The organism is Clostridium lamae, assembly GCF_033043255.1.
Taxonomy (GTDB): domain Bacteria; phylum Bacillota; class Clostridia; order Clostridiales; family Clostridiaceae; genus Clostridium; species Clostridium lamae.
Map to the genome: position 1 here is coordinate 15,061 of NZ_JASCQJ010000005.1, position 22,707 is coordinate 37,767.

Genomic DNA, 22,707 nt, shown 5'->3' on the forward strand with positions numbered 1-22,707 from the left:
AATAAATCCCTTTCATTTGTAATTATTAAAATTTAATAAAAAGTAATTCTTTACTTTACATTCTTTTAAAAGTATTAACAAAAATCTTCAAATATATGAATAAATACTAAAATTAGTTTTTAATTACTTATATTAAGCACCTCAAATAAATAAAAAATAATTCCGAGCTCCGAGGAATTATCACCTTCAATTTGAGTAAAGGAAATTATGTTTTTCGGCGACTTGGAGCTTGCGACGGAGCAAGCAGCATAATATTTACTTTACTAGTATTAGCAAAAAAATGAATATTAAACAGTATTGGTACAAATAATACAAAGAGGTGATGTGTATGAATAATTTAGAATATATAAAGGGAAAAATGAAAAATTCCTTTGATGTAAAATATAGGCCAGTTAATACTGTGCTAGGCAAAGCAACTATAGTATTTATAGATGATTTATGTAATGCTATCATGATAAGCGAATATGTAGTAGCACCATTAAGAGAAGCAGAGGTCTTACAACCCGAAAATGGTAAATCTGCTACATTGCAAGAAATCATAGAAAATACATTAGATATAAATGCAGCAGGAATAGCAAAAGATGTAGATGATGCTATAATGCATGTATTGTCAGGAGATCCAGCAGTTGTCTTCGAAAATTATAAAGAAATAATGTTTGTAGAAACAAAAGGATTTCCAGTAAGGGGAGTTGGTACTCCAGAAACTGAATCGGTTTTAAAGGGACCGAGAGAAGGGTTTAATGAATTAATAGTTAATAATGTAGCACTAATTAGAAGGCGTATAAAAAATCCAGACTTAAAGTTTGAAGCTATAGTAGTGGGGGAGAAATCTCAAACATCTGTAGCTGTATGCTATTTAGACGGGGTTGCCCCTAAGAAGTTAATAGAAAAAATAAAAAATCAGATTAAGGATTTAGATTTAAGATTTATATTAGATACTAATTACATAGAAGATGCTTTAAAAAACAAAAAAAGTTTTTTTGATACTATTGGATATACTGAAAAGCCAGATGAGGTTTGTGCAAAACTTTTGGAAGGACGAGTAGGAGTAATAGTTGATGGAACTCCTTTTGTAATTACAGCACCATATTTCTTCTTAGAAAATTTCCAAATGCCAGATGATTACTATTTAAATAAGTATTATAGTAACTTTAACAGAATGTTAAGATGGATAGCTTTTTTTATAGCAACTTTAGTACCGGCATTATATGTAGCAGTAATAACATATCATTTTTCAATGATACCATCTTTATTTATGTTTAGATTAGCTGTTTCAAGGGCTGGGGTTCCATTTCCAACATTTATTGAAGTACTTTTAATGATGTTAGCTTTTCAATTTATAAAAGAAGCTGGACTTAGGTTGCCTCAACCAATTGGTGGTGCAATGAGTATAGTTTCAGCATTAATATTAGGTGATGCTGCAGTAAGTGCTGGAATAGCTTCAAGAATTACTATTATAGTAGTGGCATTAAGCACGTTATCTTATTTTTTAATACCAAAACTCTATGGAGCTTTATCATTCTGGGCAATAATATTAGTTTGTTTTGCTTCTGCATTTGGAATACCAGGATTTTTATCTGGAAGCTTATTAATGTTAGTACAATTAGCTGAATTAGATTCTGTAGGATATCAATTCTTATTCCCACTTGGAAGTATAAGTGAGTATAAATTCAAGGATGTAGTATTGAGAGGTCCATTACAGAGAATATCAAAAGATTTTATAAAGAGGAGAGATAAAGATGAAGAATAAGAGGGTTATAAAAGTTCTTTCCATTGCATTTCTTCCTTTATTATTAGTAGGATGTTTTAATTATAGGGATATTAATAAAGTTAGTTTTGCAACTAGTATTATTTTTGATACTGATGATTTTGGAAGAGCAGTAATTTATGTTGATAGTGTAAAGCCTTATAGAAGCACAAATGAGAGCTCAGATAAAGGGAAAAGGATAATATATAAGGGAATGGGTAAGACAGTGCTAGAAGCATTAAGAGATATAAATTTAGCATCTAGTTATGAAATTAATTATTCTCAAAATAGATCTTACATATTTACAGAGAGAGCTTCTAAGGAAGGAATAAGTAGGTTTACAGATTTAATAGATAATAACCAAGAGTTTCAAATAAAACCAGATTTATTTGTGTATTATGGTGAAGTAGATGATTTATTAAAAATTACATCAAGTGATGAAGAATACTTAGGACTGTATCTTGAGGAACTAGTTCATAAAAATACCAGGAATCCAAAAGCTATGAGAGCTAATATGAATGATTATTTGAGTAATATAATAGAATCAAATAATACTTTTATTATAGGAAGTATTGAAATCCGAGAAGATGCTCTAGATAAAAAAATACAAATAGGTGGAGGATCAGTTATTCAAGGTGGTAGACTAGTGGATAGAATAGATTCAAGGGATGCTATGAGCTATAATTTATTAATGAATAAAGTAAGTAAAGGAGTTTTAGAAATTTCTAATCCTCAAGATGAAAAAGGGTTTATAACTTTAGAGATTTTAGGTAATAATACTAATAGCAATGTAATTTATGATGGAAATTCAATAAAATTAATAAAGAATCTAGAAATTTTAGTATCTATAGCAGAGATTCAAGGAAATGCAACAATAGATAAAAATTTACTAGATTATATAAAAGTAGCAAAAGAAAAAGAAATTGAGAGTTATCTTAAAAATGCATTTGAAAAATATAAAGAAGAAGGAATAGATGTATTCGATATTGGAAGACTATTAGATGTTAAGTATTCAAAAGAATCTATAGAAAATCCTATAAGTATAACTGAATTAGAAGTAAATGTTAATATGGTTATAGAAGGAACATCAATTATAAAAAATAGTTTATAAAATATACGGAATTATGAATGCAATTAGTAAATAATGACATAAATGTATTGATATTAAAAGGAAAATAAAGTAAGATTGATTTATATAGTTCTCTAAATTCGATTCATACTATAGAGATGGGGAGGGAGTATGGACGATTACAAGTTTAAATATCAGCAGATTAAGTCAGATTTTGAAAGCTATCAAAAAATTACTGAAAGTAAAATTCAAGAGCTTAGCTCTATTAATATACAATATGAGAAGAGTTTAGATATGCTTTCGAATGTAATACTAATTAGTAACTATATAAACTCAAACTTAAGTAGTAAATACATAATACCGATGATTAATGATATGATAATCGGAGTTATAGGAGTTACTCAATGCACCATTTACTTACAAGAAAATGGAGAATTTGTTATAAAAGCTACTAATGGTACAGAAGAAAGTATAGCACTTAATGATGAATGTATAAAATATATTAATAATAATAAAACTTTTATTTTGAACTCTAAAGAACCAGTTACTAAGGATGATAAAAGTGGTGTTTCTATTCATTCAAGAATTGGAGTTCCAATTAAGTTGGAAGAAAAAATTATAGGGTATATTGTGGTTGATCATACTCATCAAAATTTCTTCACTGACTTTCATGAAATATTTTTGAATTCTTTAGCTAGCCAAATTGCTATAGCTATAGAAAATTCAATTTTATATAAAGAGATTGAAAAATCAGCTAAATGCGATTCATTAATTGGAATATATAATAGAAAGACTTTTTATCAATTAGTTAGTGAAAGAGTACAGAATGAAGATATAAAAGCATATGCAATAGTAATGATGGATTTCGATGACTTTAAAATGATAAATGATACCTTAGGTCATCAATTTGGAGATAAGGTACTAATAGATACAACTAATTTAATAAAAAGTATGTTAAGAAAAAAGGATATAATTGCTAGATATGGTGGAGAGGAAATAATCTTATATATAGATTGTACCGATGATATAGATGAAATACATGAAAGAATAAATTCTATTAGATTAGCACTAAGTAATAATTATATATCTGAAGGAAAAATAAAGAAGAATATAACGGCAAGTTTTGGTCTAGGCTTTTATCCCTATGATGGTGATACTCTAGAGACTGTAATAAATTGTGCAGATAAGTTTCTTTATAAAGCTAAACATGCTGGCAAGAATAAAGTTATGAGTTCACATTTTTTTTGGTAATAGAGATAGGGAGGCACAAAGGGTTTCTCTATCTTTTTACTTTATCATTAATTTTATTGTAAATAATATTAATGATAAAGAATATAATATATTAAAAGATGTAAAAATCTATTAAAGGAGTGGATTCCAATGATTCAAGTTTTTTGTTCAAAAAGAGGTGCAGGCAAATCTAAAAAATTAATAGAGCTTGCAAATGAACGTTCATTAAAGGCAAAAGGTGATTCAGTTTATATCGACGACGATGGAAGAAGAATGATGCAGCTAAAGGCGAAAATTAGGTTTATAGATACTAATGAGTTAGGTGTAGGAGATTGTGAAAGTTTTTATGGATTGCTTTGCGGTGTAGTATCCCAAAATTACGATGTTGAAAACGTTTATGTTGATGCTTTATCAAATATAGTAAATAGAAATATATCAGAATCTAATTTCTTGTTCAAAAAAATGAAGGAATTCTCTCAAAAATACAACTTAAATATCTTTATAAATCTAAATTGTGAATGTTTAGAAGAACTTCCAGATTTCATAAAGGAGTATGTAGCTTAGAAAGGAAATATTTAAGGTTTAAAAGCAATATTAAATAAGAAAATAATAAAGTATAACTTTATAAATATAAATAATTGATAAATTTAAGAGTGGAAAGTAAGGAAAAAATAAAATGAGAAAATGAGATATTGCAGACAGAATCTGCCTAGAGAAATCAGAATATTCTGAAAAAGCTTTTGTAATAGAGGGTAACAAGAGCTTTTTCTTTTTGTAAACTTCTATATTATAAATGAATAATAAAAAATACATTCAATAATTGATATTATTACAATAAAAAGATATACTATAATAAGTAAATATAAGAGGAGGATACGTAGAATGGCTAATGTTTTAGACGAGTTATTAGATCGTGGATACATAAAGCAATTTACTCATGAAGATGAAACAAGAGAATTGCTAGAAAAGGAGAAAATAACTTTTTATATAGGATTTGATCCGACAGCAGATAGCTTACATGTTGGGCATTTTATTGCAATGATGTTTATGGCACATATGCAAAAAGCAGGTCATAGACCAATTGCTCTTCTTGGTGGTGGAACTGCAATGGTTGGTGACCCATCTGGAAAAACTGATATGAGAACAATGCTTACTAAGGAGCAAATCGAACATAATGTAAATTCAATAAAGAAGCAAATGGAAAGATTTATAGACTTTTCAGATGATAAGGCAATTTTAGTGAACAATGCAGATTGGTTACTAAATTTAAATTATGTGGATTTCCTTAGAGAAGTAGGAGTTCATTTTTCAGTAAATAGAATGTTAACTGCAGAATGTTTCAAACAAAGATTAGAAAAGGGACTTTCTTTCTTAGAATTTAACTATATGTTAATGCAAGGATATGATTTCTACGTATTAAATCAAAAATACGGTTGTAAGATGGAATTAGGTGGAGATGACCAATGGTCAAACATGATAGCAGGTGTTGAACTAGTTAGGAGAAAGGCTCAAGGTCAAGCTATGGCTATGACTTGCACACTTTTAACTAATAGCCAAGGTCAAAAGATGGGAAAAACAGTTGGAGGAGCTTTATGGCTTGATCCAGAAAAGACTTCACCATTTGATTTCTATCAATACTGGAGAAATGTTGATGATGCAGATGTAGAAAAATGCTTAGCATTATTAACTTTTGTTCCTATGGATGAAGTAAGAGCAATATGTGCAGTAGAAGGGGCAGCAATTAACGAAGCTAAGAAGAGATTAGCTTTTGAAGTTACTAAGCTAGTTCACGGAGAAGAAGAGGCTATTAAGGCTAAATCAGCTGCTGAAGCTTTATTCTCAGGTGGAGTTGATATGAGTAATGTTCCAACTGTAACTATATCTAGAGAAAAGTTAGGTTCTACTATATTAGATATAATGGCTGAAAATAAAATAGTACCATCTAAAGCTGAAGGAAGAAGATTAATTCAACAAGGTGGATTATCTTTAAATGGTGAAAAAGTTACTGAAGTTACTAGAACTTTAGAAGAATCAGATTTGGAAGATGGATCAGCATTATTAAAAAGAGGAAAGAAAAATTACAATAAAATAGTTGTAGAATAAGAAATAGTTAATAGAGAAGGGTGAAGAGTTAAGGAGGAAACTCCTTATCGAAGTTTCTGAATTTTTATTATTCTGATTTGTTTCAAATCACTTCAATGATTCTACATTTAAATAAGGAGTTGCTGAGCAGCTCCTTATTATTATGCTTAATGACGTAAGGGTAAAGCAATTTTTACTTTTATTTCATTACCGTTTTCTATAGTAATACTTCCATTATGAGCCTTTATTATTTCATTGCATAAGAATAGACCTAAACCTGTACTATATTCATCATTAGGGGTTGTTGTTTTTATAAAAGGTTGAAAGATATTTATATAAACTTCTTCAGGGATAGGTGTCTCAGTACGATTAGAAACTTCAATATTATATATATCGTTAGTAGTGTAAGACTTAACATTAATTATAGAATCTTTGCTAGAGTATTTTATGGCATTATCTATTACATTAATTAAAACTTCTTTTATTTTATTTGTTTTAATGCAGAGTAACTCAGTAGTTATATCTGAATTTATTTTTAAATTATATTTTTCAGCTTTAATGCTCAAGTCAGAAATTGTTTGATTGATTATTTCTGAGATATCAATTTCTTCAAATATGTCATGTATAGATGATAGACCTTTAGAAATTTTTATTATTTCAAGAACTAAGGTATTTAGTCTTTCGCTTTCTGAATGAATTCTACTAATGGCACGAAATTTAAACTCTTCATCATCTACAACATTTTCTAAAATCATTTCTGAATATCCAATAATGGAAGTTAATGGAGTTTTTAGTTCGTGAGTTACAGTATCAAAAAATATCTTTCTACTTAGGGCTAGTTTTTCAACCTTGTCTCTTTCTCTTTCTATGTCTAAAAATTGTTCTTGAATCTTTGACTTCATGCTAATGAATTCTTGAGAAAGTATAGAAATCTCATCATTACCTTCTATATTTATATTAATGTCATAATTACCTTCACCTAGCTTTTTTGATGCAGAGGTCAAGGTTTCTATTGGAGTTACAATTTTATTAGTTAGTCTATAAGAAATAGCAAAGATAAATATAATTAGAGCGGTTTCAATTAAAGTTAAAACATTAGTAGCTTTATTATAGTCAATTAATAGTGGGGTATAGTCTTTGGTTAAATTAATTATTCCTATATAAGATTTATTTATTATTATTGGATAGGAAAGAATTCCAGTAAGATTATTATTGTTATACTTTATATTTACTATAGTTTTACCATCTTTAACTTCAGGTAGATTAGTTGTGAATTCAATAGGCTTTTCATATATATTTGTAGCAATTAGTTCTCCGTTAACATCTGAAATCTCTAATTTAGTTTCATAGTTTAAAGATATATATTCAATTAAGTATTTTCCTTCTTCGACTAAAGCTTTATCCTTGAAAATATAATCCCTTACCGATAGAGTGTACTTTATAGATTCTCTACTACTTTTCATAATTTCTTTTAGTGAGTTTGTAATTGAAGTTTCCATGTTATTTTTTAGTATTTCTCTAACTGAAATATTAAGAGATAGCCCCAGAAATATCATCGTTAGAGTTATTATTAGGGTGAACTTATATTTTATTTTCATATCTTACCTCATAACATATCCAACGGAAAATACTGTTTCAATTATTGATGGTTCATTAGGGATGTCCAATTTACTTCTAAGCCTTCTAATATGAATATCAACAGTTCTAACATCTCCATCATAAGAAAATTCCCAAATGTTATCTATTAATTGTTCTCTTGAAAAGACTTTATTCCTATTTTGAACAAAGAATTCAAGAAGTTCATATTCCTTAGGTTTAAGCTGTACAACATTATCATTTTTTAAGACTGTCCTATTTTTAAAATTAATTTTAATATGTTTATTTATTTCGATAAATGAGGAGTTATAAGTAGAAGAAGATTTTTCAATTCTTCTAAATACAGCTTTAATTCTACTTAAAACTTCTTTAATATGAAAGGGTTTAGTTATATAATCATCTGCTCCAAGCTCTAATCCTAAAACTTTATCTACAACATCATTTTTTGCAGTAAGAATAATTATAGGAATAGAATACTTAGAATTAATTTCTCTACATAAATCAAAACCATTTCCATCTGGTAGGTTTAAATCAAGCAAAATTAAATTAGGGAAATTTATATTAATATAGTCCTTTGCTTCTTTTAAAGAAAATGTACTATAAGGTGTATATCCCTCAGATTTTAATGCATAAAATAATATGTCATTTATAGATTTATCATCTTCAACAATAAGTATTTCATTACTCATACAATCATCCTTTCAACATAACATATATTAATTATAAGTGAAAATTTACTAATTATATACACAAAATAAATTATAGTAACATTAAAGAGTGAACAATTATTCTTTAATGTTACTATTTATAATTTAAGGAGTATATTGTCTATAGATAGAATATGCAACATTATTTTTTAATTCTATCCAGCATAAGGTTCCTCTATTTGTTATTGGCTTATCAGTGTTCATATTTAAATCACTTACATCCATATTACCTCTTAAATCAATAAAATTTCTAAAATTATCAAATGAAGCTATTATATTTATAGCGGAGTTACCAGGATAATCAGGATTTAATCCTAAAGCTTCAACAAAGTCATGGTGTAATAATTGAAAATTACAATTATTTGATACCTCATAAGTGGTTAGCTTACTATAGTTATTTCTAATATAGTATCCATTAGGTATATATTGAATACCATCATCATTAACTGGAAGGTCCACATTATCCTTAAGTGCTTCTTTTAAGGCTATTTCTCCACCTAAGTAGAATTCTACTAAATCTACATCTATAAAAGTTTTTCCATCAACAGTATAGATATCTGTAATTGAGCCTATTTGCTTGTCATAAACAGCTTCTGTTACTGTTAAAGTAACTTGAACTTTTCTACCATATTCTTCGTTATAGCCATAATATTCAAAGGTTCCTGGTGTGCTTGTATCCGCTTCAGGGTAATCCCACTTTATTGACAAAGAGATATCTTTGCCATTTATAAGTGCATTTACAGTTTGAGGGAAGTAATACTCTAAATCTTGATCAACTTTATCATTGATTTTAATAATTTCAAGTTTATCAGAGATATCTTTTGCTATTTTTTTCATGTTTTCAGTATCAACATTATTAGAAATAGCAGTTTTAGCTATAAAATAAGCATCATCATATCTATTAGCATCTAAATAGATATCTTTAATTTCTATATATAAGTCCTTATTTGATTTATCTAATTCAATAGCTTTATTATAATTAGCCATAGCTTCATTGTATTTTTTATCTAAAAGAAGTATATTTCCATTATGAATAAGCTCTTTAGATATATTTTCTTCAACTAAAATTTCATCTTCAGTATTGTTTGATACTGTAACTTTTTTAGTTGTATCTACACAGGAGAGAAGTGATGTTGTCAATATAATTATTATAAATATAAGTTCTAATTTGATGAATTTTTTCATTATTTATATCTCCTTCCCATAGTTTAAGGTGTAAACTGTCTATAAATTGAATTAACTACACCATTTTTTATTTCAATCCAACATAATGTTGATCTATCAGTTAATGTTTTGTTTTCAGAATTTGAATTTGATTCTAGAAACATTTTATTACTTTCAGTAATATATTTTTTGAACTCATCAAATGAAACAGGATTAAGCTCTTGTGAACTTCCCATAGATTCTGAATCATATCCTAAGGTTGAAAAATCCATAGCTAATAATTGGATAAGACAGTTATTTGAGACTTCATAAGTTGTCAATTCGGTGTAATTGTCTCTTATATAATAAGAGTTAGGAAAAAAATATTCTCCTTTTTCATTAATAGCAGCTCTATTATCCTTAATTGCTTCTGGTAAAACTTTTTCAAAGCCTATATAAAGTTCTACTAAATCAACATCTATATAATTTTTACCATTAGTTGAATATACGTTTTTAATACTACCTGCTTGTTTATCATAGACATTTTCAATAACTGTTAATTCAACTATTATTTTTCTACCATATTCATCGTTATATCCTTCATAAGTGAAAGTTCCTATATTGTTTGTATTAACATTTTCATTATTCCAAGTTATAGGAATAGTGAGTTCTGCATCTGAGATATTTGTTTTCATTTCTTTTGGTAATGAGTAATTAGTATTTTGATAAACAGAATTCGAAAGCTTAAAAACTTCGAATTTAGATGATATTTCTTTTAATATTAATTTCATATTTTCAATATCAACATTGTTTGAAATTGCTATTTTAATAATATTATAAGCTTCATCTAATTTGTTTATAGAAACATACTTATCTTTTATCCTTATATAGATATCTTTATTCTCTTTGTCTAATGAAATAGCTTTATTAAAGTTTTCTTTTGCAGCATCAAATTTCCCCTCATCTAAAAGTTTTTCTCCGGCAGATATAGCTTTTATAGTTTCACTTTCTTCTAAGGAAATAGTATCTTCAGTATTTTCACTTACAGTAATTTTTTTAGAGGCATTACCACAAGAGATAAGGAAAAGTGAAGTAGAAAAAATAAATATTAATAATAAATTTCGAATAAGTCCTTTTTTCATTTTTATAACCTCCCATATTTCTATAATTTAATAATACGCTGAAGAAATTTCTAAAGATAATAATGATGTTTCCAAGTTATTTCCAAAGGTACTTATATTAAGAAAGTTATAAAAGTACTCGATATTATAAGTAATTAGGAAGGTTATATGGGGTGGTAATATGCCAGGAGTATTTAATATAGGTAATAGCTATAATGTAAATAACAAGAGAATATCTAGTAAGCTTACTTTCGATATTGGGGAGAAGTTTTCGGGAAAGATAATTAAAAAAGAAGGCAGCAATGAAGTAACAATAAGATTAATAGATGGATGGGAATTTCAAGCAGAAATAGATGGAGATATGGAGTCCTTAGGTAGGGGATTTAATAGATTTCAGGTAGAAGGATTCGAAGAAGGAAAATTAAAATTGAAGCTTATATCTTCAAATGTTAAGGGTGATGAATTAGCTCAAGGAGAATTCAGTGAAATAATTTTAAAAGAGGGATTAAGCAATGAGGATATTAACTTACTTAAGGAGTTGATTAAGTTTAATATTCCACTTACTAAGGAAAATATTAAAGAGATAAAGGGATTATTTCAATTTTTAAACAGAGTCCATGAAAATACTAATGAAGTTGATGAGTTTATATCTAAATATTTATTAAGTAAAGGTATAGATGAAAATGGTGTTGAGGGTAAAAATATTAAAAATACATTGAAGGAATTTTTTTATGAGTTAAAGTCTTTATCAAAGCAAGATATTCTATTATTCTTTGAGAATAATATAGAGTTAAGTAAAGAAAATATAAAAGGATATAAGAATATTTTTAAAAGTGAAAATAGTATTTTAGATATTTTTGATAATATTACTGCCTCCTTACCAGAGCTTAAGGCTGAAGTATCAAACAAATCTATTTCATTAAAAGAAGAGCTAGATAGCAATATAAATAGCAAGGGAATAGTAATAGATAAAAATAATTTCAATGAGGTTAATACGAAGATTCAAGAAAAAAATATAAATAATAAAATAGGAAATGAGGTTTATCAAAAAACTGAAAATGCTAGTACAAAAATAAGCTTACTTTCTTTATTAAAATCTATATCTGGACAAACTGAAGATTATATTAATGTTAACCTAAAAGAAATATTAACTAATAGGCGCTTAGAATTTACGAGTGGTGATTTTGATAGAACTTTTAATCTTATCAATACATTAAAGCCAGAGGAATTTATAGAAAGTTTAAAGAGTATAATAGCTGAATTTAGGGATATAGGTGGGGCCATAGTAAGTGATAATTTTAGTGATTATGTAAGTAAGAGAAATAATGTTGCACTAGGCATTACTGAAGCTTTAGAGTTTACAAAGGGAGAAGTAGAAGTATTACTATCAAAGCTTATGGGAAAAGGAGTAACTTTAACTGAGGAAGAATTTACGAAGTTAAAGGATGGTATAAATTTAAAATATCAAGAGATTATTGATAAAGAAAAACCCAGTCAAGGAGGTGTAACTTCAAGCACTTTAGAATCTGAACGGACTAAGATTAATGATTTTACTAATAATATAGAGGTTAAATCTAATAAAGATGTAAATTTATCTACAAAGGACATTGTAAAAAATTCTATTACAAAAACTGGAGAGTTAAGTAAAGAAATAATTAATGATTTAATTACTACAATAAAAAATGATGGAAGTGCTTCAGAAAAAATATTAGATTTAATAAAAAATAACATAGATGAAATAAAACTATTTAATAAGATAAGCTCTGAATACTATTATGCAGATATTCCAATTAACATAAGGGAAACAGAATATCCTTGCAAAATAATAATTAAGGATAAGAGAAAAGATAGTAAGAAAATTGATAGTACTAATATAAAAATAGTAATTACTATAGATACTAAAAATTTAGGTGTAGTTGACAGCTATATGAAGATTTTAGATAAAAAAATAAATGTTGATTTAAAATGTGAAGAAAGATATGTTAAAATAATAGATATGGCAAAAATTAAACTAGCTTATAATATTGAATCTATGGGATTTTTAGTAGATATTAAGGTGTCTAAAAAGGAAGAGGAAGTATCTTTAGCTACATGCAGAGCTTTCTTTAATCCTGATTCTGGAACTGCTATAGATAGAAGGGTATAACTTAATACCAGGAGGGAAGGGTGTATGAATAGAAGAAAAAAAGCTGCAGCTTTAAAATATGAAGAAAATATAGTAGCACCTATAGTAACTGCTAGTGGTATGGGATATATCGCAGATAGAATAATAGAAAAAGCTGAAGAAAATTATGTTCCAATAGTGTATAATAAGGAATTGACAGATTTGCTTTGTAACGTAGATATTGGAGAAAATATACCAACAGATCTTTATGAAGCAGTAGCACATATAATTGCCTATGTAACAGATTTAGATAGAATAGTAGAAAGGTGAGTAGATAAATGGCTTTATATGCTATTTCAGATCTTCATCTTGCTTTTACAACGGATAAACCAATGGACATATTTGGAGATAAGTGGCTTAAGCATGATGAAAAGATTAAGCAAAACTGGATTAGTAAAATAACAGAAGAGGATACAGTACTTATTGCAGGAGACATATCTTGGTCTATGAAATCTAGTGATAGTAAAGTAGATTTAGATTGGATAAATGATTTACCAGGAAAGAAAATAATATCTAAGGGAAATCATGATTATTGGTGGAGCGGAATTTCTAAGTTAAACAATATGTACGATAACACTAAGTTTCTTCAAAATAACTTTTATGTATATGAAGACTATGCGATTTGTGGATCTAGAGGATGGATATTAGAAGGAAGCGATAGGTTTACAGAAAAGGACAAAAAGATATTTAATAGAGAGATCATAAGACTTAGACTATCTTTAGATAAGGCAAAGGAAGCTGGATTTGAAAAATTTATAGTAATGATTCATTACCCTCCAATTAATGATAGGAGAGAAGCTTCAGCCTTTACAGAAATATTTAAAGAATATGGAGTTGAAAAAGTAATTTATGGACATCTTCATGGACCATCATTAGCAACTGCATTTAATGGAGAAAATGAAGGAATAGATTATATTATAACTTCTTGTGACTATTTAAATTTTGATCCTATAAAAATATTATAATAAATATAGAAAAATTAATATAATAAGTATCTAAAAAAAAGAGTAGGGGGATGCCATATAAGCACTTCCTATTTTTATTTTTATATTTGTTAAAAATTTCTCGAAATATTGAAAATTATTACCTGGGGTTATTGACAATCAATTTCAATTGACTATAATTGTAATATAGAGAACATGTAAGGGGGAATATGCATGACAATATTTAGTATGAAGGTAGGACAAACTGGAACTGTAAGAGATGTAGAAGGAGATCCAAAATTGGCTAAAAGACTTAAGGCTTTAGGATGTGTGAAGGGGACGCAAGTAAAGGTTAAATTGATAGCTCCATTAGGAGATCCAATATTAATATCTTTTAGAGGATTTGATTTAGCTATTAGAAAAAAAGATGCAAAAAACATATATTTAAATGTTTAAGAGGTGGGGAATATGATAAATGTGGCATTAGTTGGTAATCCTAATACAGGAAAAACCACAGTTTTTAATGCACTAACAGGGTCTAAACAATATGTAGGGAATTGGCCAGGAGTAACTATAGATAAGAAGTATGGATTTATAAATAAAGAGATAAAGGTAGTAGATTTGCCTGGTATTTATGCAATGGACACATATTCAAATGAAGAAAAAGTATCAAGAACTTATTTGGAAAATGAAGATGTTGACTTAATAATAAATGTGGTAGATGCAACAAATCTTGAAAGAAATTTATACCTTACAACTCAATTAATGCAATTCAATAAACCAATATTAGTATTATTAAATATGATGGATATAGCCAATAAAAGAGGGATTAACATAGATACAGAAGTATTGGCGAAAAATCTTGGCGTAAGAATTCTACCGATATCAGCAAAAACTAACAAAGGTTTAGAAAACATAAGTGAAGAAATTAACAAATCGATAGAAAGTATTTCCAATTACGATGTGAAATTCAATAATGAAAATGAAGCATATTCTTATATAGCTAACCTTATAAAAGAGTCTTCTAAAGGGAGAGGAAATTCAAAGTACATAGGAGAAAAAATAGATAAGATAGTATTAAATCCAATACTAGCATATCCAGCATTTTTACTCGCATTATATATTATATTTAAATTCACATTTAATTGGTTTGGACAACCATTAGCGGATGGTTTAGATGCTTTTGTTGCGGATACCTTTACACCGATTGTAGAGGGGATAGTAGCTAATTCATCAACTTGGTTTCAATCTCTAATACTTGATGGTATAGTAGCTGGAGTTGGTGGAGTTATAGTCTTCTTTCCAATAGTATTTGCACTTTTTCTTGGAATATCATTCCTTGAGGACTCAGGATATATGTCAAGAATAGCTTTTCTAATGGATAGGATAATGAGAAAGATTGGATTATCAGGGAAGGCATTTATTCCATTAATAATGGGATTTGGATGTTCAGCGCCTGCAATAATGGCAACTAGAACTTTAGAAAGTGAAAAGGATAGAAAGATGACAGCTTTATTAGCGCCACTTGTAACATGTGGAGCTAGATTACCTGTTTATGCTTTGTTTGCTTCAATATTCTTCGCATCAAATCAAGAATTTGTAGTAATGGCACTTTATTTATTAGGAATTATCGTAGCAATTTTAGTTGGATTACTATTTAAAAATTCTTTATTTAGGAAGGATGAACAACCATTTATATTAGAGCTACCAGAATATAAATTACCTAGTTTAAAGAGCATTATATTAAATGCTTGGGATAAATCTAAGGGATTTATAGTAAGAGCAGGAACATTAATATTTGCAGTATCAATAGTAGTTTGGTTCTTAACATACTTTAATATGAATGGATTTACAGAAGAAATAAATACGAGCTTCTTAGCAAGCCTTGGTGGATTTATATCACCTATATTTAAACCATTAGGTTTTGGAGGCTGGGAAGCAGGCGTATCAATACTTACTGGACTTGCAGCAAAAGAAGTAATAATTGGAACTATGGAAATAGTATATGGAGATTTAGCTGTAGTATTACCAACTATGTTTACAGCTATAACATCTTTAAGTTTCTTAGTATTTGTATCACTTTACACACCATGTTTTGCTGTTATAAGTGTTATGAAGAAAGAATATGGAACAAAGATGATGTACTTCTCAGTTATTTATCAATTTGTACTAGCATGGATAGTTGCATATTTATTTAAGTTTGTCGCAACTCTTATTACTGGCGGCGTAACCCTTGCATATACAATAGAGTTCTTAATCTTCTTAGTAATAGTTTCTTTAGGAATATTATTTTTAATAAAATATTTTAATAAAAAAGAAGTTAGACAAGCGGTACACTTATAGAAAATGAAAAGTTAATAAAGAAGAATTAATGAAAGACTCAGCCTTGGCTGAGTCTTTTTATTTAAAAGGGAATAGACTTTTCTAATACTAGATAATATTATATCTGAACAAGTATAGAAGTGTGTTTTAAAATAATGTTGTTAATATATTAAAAGATAATATTTAACTAAAGCTATATTATTATAGTAATTATAGCTTTAAGGTTAATTAAGTTAAGTATCAAATATTATTTTTAAACATCAAACCATAGTTAGAAAAATCCTTAATTTTAACAAATACATTCTCATTTAAGAATTCTCTAAATAAATCTATTTGATTTAACTTGAAAGTTTTATATTCATTTTTAAATTCTATTATATGCCAATTCAAATAATGTTCAAGATATTTAGTTGCTACTCCTCTAAATCGAACTAACCATCTCTTTATGTTCAATGAAAAACTATGAATAAATAAGCATTTATCAGGTAATAACGAATTTAAATGTTTTATATTTTTTATATTGAAACTGTTTGTATAACGAAGATTATTTGATTCTAGTACATTAATAATGTGAGACATTGTTTCGTTTTGAATTGGTAAAAGGCTACAATTGTGTTTTGTTGAATATGCTTTAAAATATCTATCATTATATGCAGATAAGACAGCACTTTTATCAAGATTATATGAGAAGTTTGAGTTTATAGAATTAAGAGAAATACTATTTATACTAATAACCTTTGATAAGAGAGTTTTATTACTATCCATTGCACAAGCTATAAAAACTTTTTCTTTATTGATATGTTTAGCATTTTTATTACCTTTAAAGTTTTCAACCATCATTATCTTACTAACTTCTACATAGTTTTTTAAAACATTATAATAATTTTTATTTTGAGTAATAAGAATTTTATGTCTCCAGAAAAAAGAAGTAGCTAAATTAATATTAAGAATAGAGGAACATTCCCTAAGAGATTTGCCATTATTTAATAAAATAAAATATTTAATCCAAAGATCAGCAGGTTTTTTAGAATAACTAAATAATGTTTTTGTGCTTTGAGAAAAAGTTTTATTACAAATACTATTTAAACATTTGTACCTTTGAAGACCATTATATTTCCCATGTTTTATAATGTTTTCACTGTTACAATGCGGACAAGAGTGGATTTCTCTATTTTTCAATAAATCTATAATTTCTAATCTATTTTTATATTTATCAACAATATTGAGTTTTTCTTTATAAGGAATATTATCAAATTCTTGAACTGTATGAAGATACATAATTATTGTCCTCTCAATATAATAATAAGCTTATTCTTTTGGAATTCTTGACTAGAAATTAATATTTTATTCACTAACCTATTACAGAACAACATTATTTTAAAACAGACTATGAGTAGATGTTGATGTATTTAGGGTAAGTATAAATAATAATATTTTACCAATAAAAGATTATAGATAAATTTTTTGTTAATAAATAAATTGTTTTAATTTTATCTATTGAAAATTAATATCAATTAATGTATACTATCACTAGTATTTATCATATGAAAATTAATATCAATAGAAAATGAGTCGGGGGAAGATATTATGATGATTAATAAAAGGCTAATAAGTTTATGTAGCCAATCGAAAAGATACATAGGACTTACTATCCTTGCAAACTGGGTAGCAATCATATGTAACATTATTACTATTATCTTAATAGGACAATTTATTAATAAGGTTTACGTAGGTGGAGTAAACTCTATAACTATGGAATCCATATTAAAACCAGGAATTATAATACTAATACTTTTAATTACAAGATTTATTTCTAATATTTTATATGCAAAATTCTCAAATCTAGCTTCATCAGAAGCAAGAACTACTTTAAGGGAACTTGTATATAAGAAGTTACTTAAACTAGGAACAGGCTATAGCGGAGTAGAAAGTACATCTTCAATAGTTCAAGTAATGGTAGAAGGAGTTGAGCAATTAGAAATCTACTTTGGTAAGTATTTACCACAATTCTTTTATTCTTTATTAGTTCCAGTTACTTTATTTATTTTCATGAGTTTTATATCTTTTAAAGCAGCACTAGTATTTATACTTTGTGTACCTCTTATTCCAGTATCGATAATTGCAATAATGAAAATTGCTAAGAGAATTTTGAAGGATTATTGGAAAAGTTACTCAGATTTAGGTGGAAGTTTCTTAGAAAACCTTCAAGGACTTACAACTTTAAAAGTCTTTGATATGGATGAAGAAAGACATCAAAAGATGAATGTAGAAGCAGAAAAGTTTAGAAAAATTACTATGAAAGTTTTAAGTATGCAGTTAAATTCTATTACAATAATGGATATTGTTGCTTTTGGTGGTGCAGCAGCAGGAACAATAGTAGCTTTAATTCAATTTAGTAATGGAAAATTATTACCAGGAAGCTTACTTATAATAATACTTTTATCTTCAGAATTCTTTATACCATTAAGACTTTTAGGCTCTTACTTCCATATAGCAATGAATGGAATGGCAGCTTCAGATAGAATTTTTGGGATTTTAGATGCTGAAGAAAGAGTGAAAAATATTGATGAATCAATAAATGAAATCAAAGAAGATATAAATGTAAGTCTTAAGGGTGTTACTTTCAGCTATGATGGGGATAGAGAGGTATTGAGAAATATTAATATGGATATTACCCCTAAGGGAATAGTTGCAATAGTAGGAGAAAGCGGTTCAGGTAAAAGTACTATAGCATCTATAATATTAAATAATCATAAAGTTACTAAAGGAAATGTTTTAATAAACTCTATGGATATTGAAAAGGTTAATACTAACATTATATATGAAAATATAGGATTAATATCAACAAATAGTTACATTTTTAATGGAACTATATTAGACAATCTTTTAGTAGGGAAGCAGGATGCTACTGAAGAAGAAATTAAAAAAGCTTTAGAAACAGCAAGATTATATGAATTTGTACAAGGATTAAAGGATAAGTTAAATACTAATGTTGGAGAAGGTGGAAATGCCTTATCAGGAGGTCAAAAACAAAGATTAGCTTTAGCTAGAGCAATACTTGCAGATAGAAAGATGATAGTATTTGATGAGGCTACTTCAAATATTGATGTTGAAAGTGAAGAGGCTATTTGGGAAGCAATATATGATCTTTCTAAAGAAAAAACTATATTAGTAATATCACATAGATTAGCTAATGTTAAAGAAGCTAAGAAGATATATGTTATGCATAAGGGAGACTTAGTGGAAGAAGGAACTCATAATGAGTTAATGAAGCTAAAGGGATATTATAATAGCATGGTAAATAAGCAAAATGAATTAGAAGAAATTAGGGAGGTTTGTTAATATGAAAAGAAGATCAGGCTTCCAAATAATGAAACGTTTAATAGTAGAATTAAAACCACTTGCACCTATAATGTTAATTACAATATCTATGGGGGTTATAGGTTTTCTAGCTGCCATCTCAATAGCAGCCTTTGGAGCAGTTGCGCTTGGAGCTTTTATTGGAGATATTACATTTATTAGTTTTAAAGGTGCTTTAATAGTAATGATTGTATGTTCTGTATTAAGAGGATTTTTAAGATATGCTGAGCAATTATCAGGACACTATATTGCATTTAAGATCTTATATATTTTAAGAGACAAGATATTTACTGTTTTAAGAAAGCTTGCACCAGCTAAGTTAGAGGGGAAGGAAAAAGGAAACTTAATTGCTTTAATAACTTCAGATATTGAACTTTTGGAAGTGTTTTATGCTCATACAATAGCACCAATATCTATAGCAATTATTACAAATAGTATAATAGCAATAATATTATCATTAATTAATCCAATGTTCGGTGTTATATCAGCAGTATTTTATTTAATTGTTGGATTTGTAATACCATATGTTTCTTCAAGCTTTGCAAAGGAAGCTGGAGTAAAATATAGAAATATCTTTGGAGAAAGCAATAACTATGTTTTAGATTCATTAAGAGGCTTAAAGGAAGTATTATTATATAAAAATGGAGAAGAAAGACTTAAGAATATTAATAAAAATTCTATAAGACTTAATAAAAGCTTAGATAAGATAAAGGAACATGAAGGAATTATCAGAGCTACAACAGATATTACAATTATGATTGCAATATTAACTTTTGTTTTACTTGGAATGAGTAAGTTTTTATCTGGTGAAATAACATTTACAGCTGCTATAGTTGCCATAGTAATAGTAGCATCATCTTTTGGACCAGTAGTTGCATTAAGTAATCTTTCAAATACATTGCTACAAACTTTTGCTTGTGCAGAGAGAATATTTGAATTATTAGATGAAGATCCGCATGTAAAAGAAGTTGTAGGTAAAAATGATATAGTTTGTAATGATATAGTTTATAATGATGTAACTTTTGCTTATCCAAACAGAAAAGAAAGAATATTTGAAAATACAAGTTTATCTATCAAAAAAGGAGAGAAGCTTGCATTAATAGGGGAAAGTGGAATAGGAAAGAGTACATTTATTAAGCTTATAATGAGATTTTGGGATGTTAACACAGGGAATATTAAATTAGATAATATAGACATTAAAAATGTTAATACAAAATCATTAAGAAGTGCTCAAAGATTAGTAAGTCAAGAAACTTATTTATTTAATGAGTCAATAAGAGATAATATAAAGATTGGTAATAAGAATGCAAGTGAAGAAGAGGTAATAGAAGCTTCTAAAAAAGCATCTATTCATGACTTTATAGTAACACTTCCAAAGGGATATGATACTAAAGTTGGAGAACTTGGTGGAAACCTTTCTTCTGGTGAAAAACAAAGAGTTGGACTTGCTAGAGCTTTTTTAAAGGACAGTGAAGTTCTTATATTAGATGAACCTACAAGTAATTTGGATGCTTTAAATGAAGGGGAAATTTTAAAGTCAATAAATGAAAATTGTAAGGATAAAACTATAATTCTTATTTCACATAGAAAGTCTACAACTGCAATATGTGATAAAGTCTATAAATTAGAAAATAAGAAGATAGTTTAGTAAAATAAAGGGGAGGAATCCTCTTTGTTTTAGAAGAAATAGTGATAATGATTATTAAAATCTGATAGGGGGTTTCTATATGAGCAAAATAGAGAGGGAAAAAAGAACTATTGAACTTATGATAAAAATCTACTGTAAGAAGAAACATAAAAATAAGGAACTATGTGAGGAATGTAAGGAATTATTAGAATATGCTCATAAGAGATTAAGTTTTTGTAAGTTTGGAGAAGAAAAAACCACTTGTGGCAAATGCCCAATACATTGCTACAAAAAGGATATGAGGGAAAAAGTTAAGAAAGTTATGAGATTTTCAGGCCCAAGATTACTTATATATAATCCAATAGAATTATTTAGACATATGACTTATTAGTATTAGTTGTGATTTCAATATTATATAAGAAATTTAGATGTTAAATTTTAAATAAAAGGGGAGATATATAAAATGAAGTCTATAAAAAAATATTTATTTATAACAGTAGGACTTATTTGTGTAGCATTAGGAGCTATAGGAGTTATTATTCCAGTATTGCCTACCACACCATTTCTATTGTTAGCATCCTACTGCCTTGCTAGAGGATCAGAAAGATTTAATAATTGGTTTATTAATACAAAATTATATAAAAAGCATTTAGAGTCATTTGTTAAAGAAAGAGCTATGACTTTAAAAGAAAAGATAAGTCTCCTTGCTTTTGCAGATTTTATGTTAATGTTTCCGTTAATAATTTTAGATAGTTTATTTATTAAATTATTTATAGTGGCACTTATCTTATTTAAATTTTACTACTTCACTTTTAGAATTAAAACAATAAAAAAAGATGTGAAAATAATAAGAAGACTTAAAGAAGAGATATAGACGGAGGAATTTATGCAGAGATTATCATCATCATTATTTATGTTAGCACTATTAGTTTATTATTTACCTAAGATTTTTAAAATGAAAAAATCTAAGTATGTAAAAGTTCATATTGGTATTGGAGCTGTATCTATAATAGCAATGTGTTTAGCTTTTATACAAAAGTTTGGCAGTTCAGATTTTATTAAGTATTTAGGTTTTGCTTCAATTATGGTTGCAATAGGGGTATCAGGATATTATTCAACAAGTAAAAATAGATTAGGAAGAAAACTACATATAGCAAGTACTATAGGATTCTTTGTGTACTTATTTGCAGCTGTTAAACTATTATAATAAATGGTCTTTTGTGACTTTGTTACAGTCAAATATTTGTTAGTTGAGTATACTTATATCATAGTAAAAATAATTTTGATTCGGGGGAATTAAAAATGAATAATATAAAAGTATATACTACAAATACATGTCCATGGTGCACAAAAGTAAAAAATTATTTAACAAGTAAGAAGATTAGTTATGAAGAAGTGAATGTTGGATTAAATAGAGATGCCGCTATAGAAATGGTAAGTAAGAGTGGACAAATGGGTGTTCCAGTTTTAGATATTAACGGAAGTATAGTAGTTGGCTTTGATAAAATGACAATAGATTCATTACTAAATTTATAATTATTAAAATTATTTAATTAGTTGAATATAAGAAAAAGTAAGGCTACAATTAAAGTAGCTTTACTTTTTTTATTTGGGGG

General features: G+C 27.5%; 21 protein-coding genes. 16 read left to right on the forward strand and 5 right to left on the reverse strand.

Annotation, left to right across the window (positions count from 1 at the left end):
* Nucleotides 1-328 precede the first annotated feature (328 nt).
* From QK892_RS04100 to tyrS, 5 genes are all read left to right on the forward strand, one after another.
* Entirely contained in the window at nucleotides 329-1,750 is a 1,422-nt protein-coding gene (locus QK892_RS04100) for a spore germination protein (RefSeq protein WP_317272260.1), read from the forward strand.
* Nucleotides 1,740-2,858, forward strand: coding sequence for a Ger(x)C family spore germination protein (locus QK892_RS04105; RefSeq protein ID WP_317272261.1), 1,119 nt, complete (start codon nucleotides 1,740-1,742; stop codon nucleotides 2,856-2,858). The genes QK892_RS04100 and QK892_RS04105 overlap by 11 nt, the downstream gene beginning before the upstream one ends.
* A 129-nt stretch (nucleotides 2,859-2,987) precedes the next feature.
* Nucleotides 2,988-4,067 carry a sensor domain-containing diguanylate cyclase gene (locus QK892_RS04110; RefSeq protein ID WP_317272262.1) on the forward strand — a complete coding sequence of 360 codons (1,080 nt, stop codon included), beginning with the start codon at nucleotides 2,988-2,990 and terminating at the stop codon, nucleotides 4,065-4,067.
* Nucleotides 4,068-4,196: 129 nt separating this feature from the next.
* On the forward strand, nucleotides 4,197-4,610 hold the full coding sequence (locus QK892_RS04115) for a hypothetical protein (RefSeq protein WP_317272263.1): 414 nt from the start codon (nucleotides 4,197-4,199) through the stop codon (nucleotides 4,608-4,610).
* Between the two features lie 318 nt (nucleotides 4,611-4,928).
* Nucleotides 4,929-6,149 carry a tyrosine--tRNA ligase gene (gene tyrS, locus QK892_RS04120; RefSeq protein WP_317272264.1) on the forward strand — a complete coding sequence of 407 codons (1,221 nt, stop codon included), beginning with the start codon at nucleotides 4,929-4,931 and terminating at the stop codon, nucleotides 6,147-6,149.
* A 146-nt stretch (nucleotides 6,150-6,295) separates the two neighbouring features.
* Here tyrS and QK892_RS04125 read toward each other — a convergent pair whose 3' ends face one another.
* From QK892_RS04125 to QK892_RS04140, 4 genes are all read right to left on the reverse strand, one after another.
* Entirely contained in the window at nucleotides 6,296-7,726 is a 1,431-nt protein-coding gene (locus tag QK892_RS04125) for a HAMP domain-containing sensor histidine kinase (RefSeq protein WP_317272265.1), read from the reverse strand.
* 3 nt (nucleotides 7,727-7,729) lie between these two features.
* Complete coding sequence (locus QK892_RS04130) at nucleotides 7,730-8,413, reverse strand: response regulator transcription factor (protein ID WP_317272266.1); 684 nt, start codon at nucleotides 8,411-8,413, stop codon at nucleotides 7,730-7,732.
* Between the two features lie 123 nt (nucleotides 8,414-8,536).
* Nucleotides 8,537-9,616, reverse strand: a complete 1,080-nt coding sequence (locus QK892_RS04135; protein WP_317272267.1) for a tetratricopeptide repeat protein — start codon at nucleotides 9,614-9,616, stop codon at nucleotides 8,537-8,539.
* A gap of 23 nt (nucleotides 9,617-9,639) precedes the next feature.
* Nucleotides 9,640-10,716: a tetratricopeptide repeat protein gene (locus QK892_RS04140; protein ID WP_317272268.1), complete on the reverse strand. Its 1,077-nt coding sequence runs from the start codon at nucleotides 10,714-10,716 to the stop codon at nucleotides 9,640-9,642.
* A gap of 160 nt (nucleotides 10,717-10,876) precedes the next feature.
* Here QK892_RS04140 and QK892_RS04145 point away from each other — a divergent pair, with 160 nt between their 5' ends.
* The 5 genes from QK892_RS04145 (at nucleotide 10,877) to feoB (ending at nucleotide 16,125) form a co-directional block, all read left to right on the forward strand.
* On the forward strand, nucleotides 10,877-12,841 hold the full coding sequence (locus tag QK892_RS04145) for a hypothetical protein (protein ID WP_317272269.1): 1,965 nt from the start codon (nucleotides 10,877-10,879) through the stop codon (nucleotides 12,839-12,841).
* A 24-nt stretch (nucleotides 12,842-12,865) separates the two neighbouring features.
* Nucleotides 12,866-13,129: an EscU/YscU/HrcU family type III secretion system export apparatus switch protein gene (locus QK892_RS04150; RefSeq protein ID WP_317272270.1), complete on the forward strand. Its 264-nt coding sequence runs from the start codon at nucleotides 12,866-12,868 to the stop codon at nucleotides 13,127-13,129.
* An 8-nt stretch (nucleotides 13,130-13,137) separates the two neighbouring features.
* Nucleotides 13,138-13,824 carry a metallophosphoesterase gene (locus QK892_RS04155; protein WP_317272271.1) on the forward strand — a complete coding sequence of 229 codons (687 nt, stop codon included), beginning with the start codon at nucleotides 13,138-13,140 and terminating at the stop codon, nucleotides 13,822-13,824.
* Between the two features lie 192 nt (nucleotides 13,825-14,016).
* The gene (locus QK892_RS04160) at nucleotides 14,017-14,238 is read left to right on the forward strand and encodes a FeoA family protein (protein ID WP_317272272.1); all 222 of its coding nucleotides are present in this window, start codon (nucleotides 14,017-14,019) and stop codon (nucleotides 14,236-14,238) included.
* 12 nt (nucleotides 14,239-14,250) lie between these two features.
* Nucleotides 14,251-16,125, forward strand: coding sequence for a ferrous iron transport protein B (gene feoB / locus QK892_RS04165; protein ID WP_317272273.1), 1,875 nt, complete (start codon nucleotides 14,251-14,253; stop codon nucleotides 16,123-16,125).
* 219 nt (nucleotides 16,126-16,344) lie between these two features.
* Here feoB and QK892_RS04170 read toward each other — a convergent pair whose 3' ends face one another.
* Entirely contained in the window at nucleotides 16,345-17,382 is a 1,038-nt protein-coding gene (locus tag QK892_RS04170; protein WP_317272274.1) for an IS1/IS1595 family N-terminal zinc-binding domain-containing protein, read from the reverse strand.
* 309 nt (nucleotides 17,383-17,691) lie between these two features.
* Here QK892_RS04170 and QK892_RS04175 point away from each other — a divergent pair, with 309 nt between their 5' ends.
* The 6 genes from QK892_RS04175 to QK892_RS04200 all read left to right on the forward strand — a co-directional run bounded on the left by QK892_RS04175 (nucleotide 17,692) and on the right by QK892_RS04200 (nucleotide 22,627).
* Entirely contained in the window at nucleotides 17,692-19,446 is a 1,755-nt protein-coding gene (locus tag QK892_RS04175; protein WP_317272275.1) for an ABC transporter ATP-binding protein/permease, read from the forward strand.
* Between the two features lies 1 nt (nucleotide 19,447).
* The gene (locus QK892_RS04180) at nucleotides 19,448-21,112 is read left to right on the forward strand and encodes an ABC transporter ATP-binding protein (RefSeq protein WP_317272276.1); all 1,665 of its coding nucleotides are present in this window, start codon (nucleotides 19,448-19,450) and stop codon (nucleotides 21,110-21,112) included.
* Nucleotides 21,113-21,191: 79 nt separating this feature from the next.
* On the forward strand, nucleotides 21,192-21,482 hold the full coding sequence (locus tag QK892_RS04185) for a nitrous oxide-stimulated promoter family protein (protein ID WP_317272277.1): 291 nt from the start codon (nucleotides 21,192-21,194) through the stop codon (nucleotides 21,480-21,482).
* A gap of 72 nt (nucleotides 21,483-21,554) precedes the next feature.
* The gene (locus QK892_RS04190; protein ID WP_317272278.1) at nucleotides 21,555-21,965 is read left to right on the forward strand and encodes a YbaN family protein; all 411 of its coding nucleotides are present in this window, start codon (nucleotides 21,555-21,557) and stop codon (nucleotides 21,963-21,965) included.
* A gap of 12 nt (nucleotides 21,966-21,977) precedes the next feature.
* Nucleotides 21,978-22,298 carry a hypothetical protein gene (locus QK892_RS04195; RefSeq protein WP_317272279.1) on the forward strand — a complete coding sequence of 107 codons (321 nt, stop codon included), beginning with the start codon at nucleotides 21,978-21,980 and terminating at the stop codon, nucleotides 22,296-22,298.
* Nucleotides 22,299-22,393: 95 nt separating this feature from the next.
* Nucleotides 22,394-22,627 (forward strand): glutaredoxin domain-containing protein, encoded by a 234-nt coding sequence (locus tag QK892_RS04200; protein WP_317272280.1) that lies wholly within the window; start codon nucleotides 22,394-22,396, stop codon nucleotides 22,625-22,627.
* Nucleotides 22,628-22,707 lie beyond the last annotated feature (80 nt).

What these genes read in the sequence shown, in the direction of transcription:
- QK892_RS04115 (WP_317272263.1), top strand. Translation starts at nt 4,197, where the DNA reads ATGATTCAAGTTTTTTGTTCAAAAAGAGGTGCAGGCAAATCTAAAAAA.
- QK892_RS04175 (WP_317272275.1), top strand. Translation starts at nt 17,692, where the DNA reads ATGATGATTAATAAAAGGCTAATAAGTTTATGTAGCCAATCGAAAAGA.
- QK892_RS04130 (WP_317272266.1), bottom strand. Translation starts at nt 8,413, where the DNA reads ATGAGTAATGAAATACTTATTGTTGAAGATGATAAATCTATAAATGAC.
- feoB (WP_317272273.1), top strand. Translation starts at nt 14,251, where the DNA reads ATGATAAATGTGGCATTAGTTGGTAATCCTAATACAGGAAAAACCACA.
- QK892_RS04100 (WP_317272260.1), top strand. Translation starts at nt 329, where the DNA reads ATGAATAATTTAGAATATATAAAGGGAAAAATGAAAAATTCCTTTGAT.
- QK892_RS04190 (WP_317272278.1), top strand. Translation starts at nt 21,555, where the DNA reads ATGAAGTCTATAAAAAAATATTTATTTATAACAGTAGGACTTATTTGT.
- tyrS (WP_317272264.1), top strand. Translation starts at nt 4,929, where the DNA reads ATGGCTAATGTTTTAGACGAGTTATTAGATCGTGGATACATAAAGCAA.
- QK892_RS04105 (WP_317272261.1), top strand. Translation starts at nt 1,740, where the DNA reads ATGAAGAATAAGAGGGTTATAAAAGTTCTTTCCATTGCATTTCTTCCT.
- QK892_RS04140 (WP_317272268.1), bottom strand. Translation starts at nt 10,716, where the DNA reads ATGAAAAAAGGACTTATTCGAAATTTATTATTAATATTTATTTTTTCT.
- QK892_RS04185 (WP_317272277.1), top strand. Translation starts at nt 21,192, where the DNA reads ATGAGCAAAATAGAGAGGGAAAAAAGAACTATTGAACTTATGATAAAA.
- QK892_RS04110 (WP_317272262.1), top strand. Translation starts at nt 2,988, where the DNA reads ATGGACGATTACAAGTTTAAATATCAGCAGATTAAGTCAGATTTTGAA.
- QK892_RS04200 (WP_317272280.1), top strand. Translation starts at nt 22,394, where the DNA reads ATGAATAATATAAAAGTATATACTACAAATACATGTCCATGGTGCACA.
- QK892_RS04155 (WP_317272271.1), top strand. Translation starts at nt 13,138, where the DNA reads ATGGCTTTATATGCTATTTCAGATCTTCATCTTGCTTTTACAACGGAT.
- QK892_RS04125 (WP_317272265.1), bottom strand. Translation starts at nt 7,726, where the DNA reads ATGAAAATAAAATATAAGTTCACCCTAATAATAACTCTAACGATGATA.
- QK892_RS04180 (WP_317272276.1), top strand. Translation starts at nt 19,448, where the DNA reads ATGAAAAGAAGATCAGGCTTCCAAATAATGAAACGTTTAATAGTAGAA.
- QK892_RS04135 (WP_317272267.1), bottom strand. Translation starts at nt 9,616, where the DNA reads ATGAAAAAATTCATCAAATTAGAACTTATATTTATAATAATTATATTG.
- QK892_RS04150 (WP_317272270.1), top strand. Translation starts at nt 12,866, where the DNA reads ATGAATAGAAGAAAAAAAGCTGCAGCTTTAAAATATGAAGAAAATATA.
- QK892_RS04145 (WP_317272269.1), top strand. Translation starts at nt 10,877, where the DNA reads ATGCCAGGAGTATTTAATATAGGTAATAGCTATAATGTAAATAACAAG.
- QK892_RS04195 (WP_317272279.1), top strand. Translation starts at nt 21,978, where the DNA reads ATGCAGAGATTATCATCATCATTATTTATGTTAGCACTATTAGTTTAT.
- QK892_RS04160 (WP_317272272.1), top strand. Translation starts at nt 14,017, where the DNA reads ATGACAATATTTAGTATGAAGGTAGGACAAACTGGAACTGTAAGAGAT.
- QK892_RS04170 (WP_317272274.1), bottom strand. Translation starts at nt 17,382, where the DNA reads ATGTATCTTCATACAGTTCAAGAATTTGATAATATTCCTTATAAAGAA.